This window comes from Streptomyces sp. NPDC017943 (genome assembly GCF_044328425.1).
GTDB lineage: Bacteria > Actinomycetota > Actinomycetes > Streptomycetales > Streptomycetaceae > Streptomyces > Streptomyces djakartensis_A.
Genome location: NZ_JBIRHH010000083.1, coordinates 1 through 1,717 on the forward strand (window position 1 = coordinate 1; position 1,717 = coordinate 1,717).

3 pseudogenes are annotated in these 1,717 nt (G+C 65.3%); 1 reads left to right on the plus strand and 2 read right to left on the minus strand.

The features are described 5' to 3' along the window. Positions 1-244, plus strand: a pseudogene (locus ACH4C6_RS36385) (hypothetical protein); the annotation flags it as partial. 18 nt (positions 245-262) lie between these two features. Here ACH4C6_RS36385 and ACH4C6_RS36390 read toward each other — a convergent pair. Both ACH4C6_RS36390 and ACH4C6_RS36395 read right to left on the minus strand, forming a co-directional pair. After that, a pseudogene (locus ACH4C6_RS36390) lies at positions 263-610 on the minus strand (transposase); the annotation flags it as partial. A gap of 100 nt (positions 611-710) precedes the next feature. Continuing rightward, a pseudogene (locus tag ACH4C6_RS36395) lies at positions 711-1,480 on the minus strand (transposase family protein). Positions 1,481-1,717: the final 237 nt, after the last annotated feature.

A 1,717-nucleotide genomic window follows, 5' to 3' on the forward strand; every position in this document is an offset into this window, starting at 1 on the left:
AACGGCTCGATCCACTTCGGATCATCCGCTGAGATCACCCCACCCATGCACAGCCAACGCACCAACGGCCAAACCGGTTACGGGACAACCTCTAGAGTCCCGTGCCTACTACGACCGAAAACGCCACGAAGGGAAACACCACGTCGCAGCCCTCATCGCACTCGCCCGACGCCGCATCGACGTCCTCTTCGCCATGCTCCGAGACGGCACCTTCTACCAGCCGCCCACCCCAGCTACAGCTTGACGAAACCCATAGAGGCACCTTTTTAGCCCTGACGTGGGCAGAGTCAAGGACCGCGCGAGAGAGGTCGACCAGATCCCGCTCGTTCAGAAGCCGGAGAACCTTCTGATACAGCCGCCCCCAGCCCTCGGCTCGCGATCAGATGACGAACCGGCGATGAACCGTCGACTTCGACGCTCCGAAGCACGGCGGCAACGCCCGCCAAGCGCAACCGCTGACCAGCACATAGATGACCGCGGCGAAGACCGCCTCATCATCGATGTTCGCGACCCCACCCCCTTGCGGACGCACCCGGGCCAGCGGCAACAACGGCCTCGCGATCTCCCACAAGCCGTCCGGAACAATCCATCCCCACCGTCCACTCCCCATGCTCAGGATAACTGCCAACTGGCCATGTAGAACACGGTCTAAAGCGTGTTGCACAAGGCCGTGTTCGGGCAGGTCAGAGCCTGTGATCGCGGTCTTCTGGTCATGATGAGAGGGCGAGGTTGTGCATGTGGGCGACGGCTTGGACGGCGAGGTGGAGGCCGTTGCCTCGTTGCCGGCAGTCACGGAGGATCTTGTAGTTCTCCATCCGGCCGATCGCATGCTCCACTCGGGCACGCACTTTGCGGTGGGCGGCGTTGTCGTTCTCCTCGCCCGGCAGCAGGGGCCGGTTGGGGCGCTTGCGGTGTGGCACGACCATCCCGCAGTCGAGGTAGGCGCCGTCGCCCAACACGGTCACGCCCTGGCAGTGCTCGGCCAACCGGAGGCCCGCCAGGCATGCGCGTCCGCGGTGGTGCCCGGCACCGGGCGGGCGGCGGCGATCACAAGGCGAGTGCCGGCATCGACGATGACCTGCACGTTCGCGGAGAACCGGTAGTTGCGTGACGACGAGCCGACGTTGCGGTCGCGGACCGGGACCAGGGTGCCGTCCACGATCCACAGCCCCTCCGCCGCTTTGCCCGTGCGAGAGACGGGCTTCACCGCCAGCAACGGACCGAGCCGCTGGATGACCCGACACGCGGTGGACGAGGAGACACCGAACAGCGGGCACAGCTGCCGCATGGTCAGGTTCGTCCGGTAGTACACGGCAACGATCAGCACCCGCTCGGCCAACGGCAGCGACCACGGCCGGCCCCGCAGCGTGCCGTTGCCGCCCCGCTCCCGCACCACCTTCAACAGACCCGAGAACTGCGTCATCCGCAGCCCCGTGAACGTCTCCACCCACACCCGCTCAGCACGTAAAACCCCGGCCATACAAGGGAGATGCCCAGTTCAGAGCCTTGTGCAACACGCTTTACAACCCATCACGAAAGTTGCATGACAACCGCTTCAGGAAGCCGGGCCACTGCGTGCCCCGAGCGCGCGCTGCGGGGTTCTGGGAGTGAATGCGGCAGTAACAGCGGCTAACACAATGAGGTGGATCAGTCCTGGCTGCCGTGTCCGGGACGGGAGTTGAGCGTTCGGTCCGGTGTGGGGACGTCGCCGTGGATC